The 3977-nt window shown below is 47.0% G+C and carries 4 protein-coding genes; all 4 read left to right on the top strand.

Going from position 1 to position 3977, the window contains the following annotated elements; all coding sequences use genetic code 11:
* Positions 1–134: 134 nt before the first annotated feature.
* The gene (locus FJ444_RS21135; protein WP_140961923.1) at positions 135–1043 is read left to right on the top strand and encodes a hydrogen peroxide-inducible genes activator; all 909 of its coding nucleotides are present in this window, start codon (positions 135–137) and stop codon (positions 1041–1043) included.
* A gap of 75 nt (positions 1044–1118) precedes the next feature.
* A complete protein-coding gene (locus FJ444_RS21130; protein ID WP_140961921.1) occupies positions 1119–1661 on the top strand; it encodes an RNA polymerase sigma factor in 543 nt (180 codons plus the stop codon).
* A complete protein-coding gene (locus FJ444_RS21125; protein WP_140961919.1) occupies positions 1654–2304 on the top strand; it encodes a hypothetical protein in 651 nt (216 codons plus the stop codon). Before FJ444_RS21130 ends, FJ444_RS21125 begins: the two co-directional genes overlap by 8 nt.
* Positions 2305–2326: 22 nt before the next feature.
* A complete protein-coding gene (locus FJ444_RS21120) occupies positions 2327–3265 on the top strand; it encodes a hypothetical protein (RefSeq protein ID WP_140961917.1) in 939 nt (312 codons plus the stop codon).
* Positions 3266–3977 lie beyond the last annotated feature (712 nt).

The raw sequence follows: 3977 nt of genomic DNA, 5'->3' as shown, positions 1-3977 counted from the left end.
GTTTGGCATCGGCCCGTTGTTTGAGTAGATCCCGGGGTGACAGGCAATCAAAAAACCTTACTTTTAGGGGTGTTATTTGCCGAACATATCTATACAATTGATTAAAACTACAAATAACAATCGAGTTAGCAATAATGAAATGGCCAAATCTTAAGCATTTGCATTACCTGGTAACCTTACATCAGGAACAGCATTTCCACCGTGCAGCCCAACGTTGTAACGTTAGCCAGTCTACCCTGAGTACGGCAATTCAAAACCTGGAAGAGCATTTTGGTAGCCAGTTGTTAGAACGTGAGCACAAAACCTTTGTGTTTACGTCGTTAGGGCTCGACGTAGTTGAACGCTCGAAAGTAATTCTACAAGAAGCCGGTGAACTGGTGGAATACGCGCAAAACGCCGGTAACTGGCAACGCGGTAAGCTTAAACTGGGTGTCATCCCTACCATTGCGCCGTTCCTGTTTGAAGCCATGCTGGGCGCATTTCGCACGTTTTTACCCGACATTCAGTTGGAGTTACAGGAAGACACCACGGCCAATCTGCTTCAGCAACTTACCGACGGCAGCCTGGATTTACTGGTGCTGGCACTGCCAATGGAAACACCGGGATGCAAGCAAATGGTGCTGGGTCACGATCCGTTTCATTTAATTGCTCATAAGGATTTGGCTAACGAATTACCGTCACCAATGGATATTTCGGTGTTGCCGAAGAAGAGTATCTTTCTGCTTCAGCAAGAACACTGCATGACCGGTCACGCGGTAAGTGCCTGTAACCTGCAACATACCGATCAAATCAGTTCGCTGGCTGCCAGCTCGCTGTATACCCTGGTGCAATTAGCGAATAGCAAGTTAGGTTATACCTTTATCCCTGAACTGGCGCTCAATCAGGATTTACTGCGAAATACACAGCTCACGTCTTTCCCAGCGGAAGAAAAAGCGTTCCGGGAAATTGGCTTGGTATGGCGCAGCGGCACCACCCGAATGCGATTGTTCCGCCGGGTAGGCGAGATCATTTCGCCGTTGCTGCCGGTACCCACCTTAAAATAATTTTAAAACCGGGCAAACTTTTTTGCCCGGCCCCCCGACTATACCCACAACAACATAAAACTTTGGGGATATCCGGTGTTTGAAAAGCGCGACGAACAACTAATAGAACAGGCCTTAAGCGGGCACAAAAAGGCCTGGTTCGCGCTTATAAAACGCTATGAGTCTGCTATTTATCAATATGGTGTTCGCATGACGGGCAACCCGCATGACGCCGCAGACTTGATGCAGGATATTTTTATTGCGGTATTTCGCAGCCTGGTCAATTACCGTGGCGAAGGCAGTTTTAAAGCCTGGCTGTTCAGGATTGCGCATTTCAGATGCATTGAATTTTACCGTAGAAAACGGCCCGACTCGCCATTGGATGAAGACGACGAACTCAGTTGCGAACGCCCCTGCCCGGAACATCACTTATTAACTAACAGCACCAGTGCAGCTCTTACCGCTGCGATGCAGCGTTTGCCTTTGGCACAGCGTGCCATTATTGAATTGAAATTTTTTGAACAGTTTACCTTCGACGAAATCGCCGAACAGCTGGGGCTTTCCAGCAACACGGTTAAGTCACGCTTATACAGCGGATTGTCGAAATTAAAACTGGATTTGGAGGTAGAACATGGCTAATTACGAGTCTGAATACTTATTCGGCCAATGGCTGGAAAACGCCTTAACTAACGATGAGCGCGCCGCCTTTGAAGCCTTATGCATTAGCGATAGTACTTTTGCTGCGCAGGTAGAAGCTGCCACGCAACTCAATGTTGCGGCCGAACAATTTACCCCACCGCCTATGCCTGCCTGGGATATGAACGCCACATTTATTGCTCCCGACAAACCAAAATGGTGGCAGTGGCAAGGCTTGCCAGTGATGTCTATGGCAATGTCGGCACTGGCCATTGTAATGGTAGTAAGCGGATTCTCTGTACAGGTGAGCAACGGCAAATTAACTATGGGCTTCCAGCAAGGCCCCAGTGAAGATGAAGTAGCCGCGTTAGTAAATCAGAAGATCAACGACTACCAGCAAGCAAACCAAACCATGTTTACCCAGTACGTTGCTGCCCTGCAGAAACAGCAACAGGAGAACAGTACTCAACTTACGCAGTATCTGCTTACGTCGAGCCGACAGGAGCGTCGTGAAGACTTTGCAGAACTGATTAAGTTTATTAACCAACAGCGTGATGACGATCAGCGCTACTACGCACGCCAGCTTACTCAGCTACAGCGTGAAATTAATTCACTGGATGATGGCTACCCTGCCCTCACCGAATAATCACACAACAGGTGGAATGATTATGAAAGCACTCGCAATTGCATCGCTATTTGGCGCAACCCTGGCTTCCAGTGCCGTTGCACAAAACCTTACCGAGCTTGATAAACAGCTGAACATTATGTCGGGCGTTATTGATACCGCGCTAAAACAGGATACCCGCAAAGATGGCGTACGCTACCGCAGTATTGAGGCTACTTATCTGGCGAAACAAGGGGTTATTTTTACCATAAATACCGGTGGCCGGAGCATGATGTTCGATTTTGACTTTAGTGACTTAATGAGTGTGCTGCCTACTGCACCAGAAGCACCAGAATCGCATACCGTTACCGTAGTGACCGATGGCATGCATATTGAGACTGACGGCGATTATGAGTTTGTATTTGAACAGGATTGGGAAGATACCGCAGACCGGGTGGTGCGCCAGGTTGAACGCATAGTGCGTAAAACCGACGAGAAACTGCGGGAATTTCGCAGCGATCGCCGCGAAATTGAATGGGAACTTCGCGAGCTCGAACGCCGCAACCGCGACCTCGAATTTGAACTGCGCGGCGCGGATGCAGAGCGCAAACGTCAAATAGAAAGCGAAATGAAGGAAATTAAATCCACCATAGACGGCTTACAGACTCGGGAAAAAGAACTGCAGGACTACGCCAAAGAACTGGCCGAAGAGAAAAAAGCCGAGTTGGAAAAGCAGCGTGAAATGCAGCAGCAAGCCTACAAAACCTTTTTGGCTAACTTTGAGGGCAGCGTTGGTGACACCCTGTGTAGCTTTGGCGCTGGTTTACGTGAACTACCCGACGATGAGCACATTAGCTTTATTCTGAAAAACTTTGGCAAAGGTGACGATGGAAAAGCGCAAGACAGAGTGTACATATTCAGTAAGAAGTCGGTGAAAAGCTGTGTAACCGAACGTATTAAGCCCAGCGAGTTATTGTCGAAAGCGGAAGTGTACGCGTTTTAAGAGATTAAGGCGCATAGTATCAACCCTCTCACTCAGCCCGGTATTGTATTATGCAAGCCGGGCTTTTTAATGTGAATTTCCACAACAGCTCCTACCAGTAAAAGCATAAACAGCCCAAAAAGCCCTATTCAACACGCTATATTTGAAGATTTTCCGTATTTATATAAAATATTTAAAACATAAAAATCAAAACGTTACATTGAAAATCCAATAAAAACACACAAAATTATACTTACTATGTCAGATTTATACTTGATCACATTACTGTAATATTGTAGCTTTAAATAGTGAAAAACCGATTAACATACTTAAAGGGGGGCTTACCATGCTAAAGGCATTCACAAAATTTTTTAAACGCAAGCACCCGTACGCAGTAGCTGCATACATTGGTCGCAAAAATGCGCAACGTATACTCGACTGCAAAATCGAGAAGAAATCTAAGCTTCTTTCACACCACTAATTTCCGAAGCCACAAGCTAAAGACAGTTGGCGTGTTGGTGTAGATCAATCCAAGCGTTGAACAAACAAATCCGATGCCCTGTGACATCGGATTTTTTTTGTCCGTTTGAATAACCCGCGAGGATGCCCCCTCGCCTTGGGTGACCCAACTTCCGCGTCCCCCCGGGCTCAAACCGCGGTTTACTCAAACAGCTTGCCTTTGCCAAACAAGATCCCCGCCTTCGCGGGGATGACATGATAGAAAGCGGGGATG

Source organism: Aestuariibacter sp. GS-14, assembly GCF_006494365.1.
Taxonomy (GTDB): Bacteria; Pseudomonadota; Gammaproteobacteria; order Enterobacterales; family Alteromonadaceae; genus Alteromonas; species Alteromonas mangrovi.
Note: the sequence above shows the minus strand (reverse complement) of the source record. Positions and strands in the feature narration are given on the sequence as shown.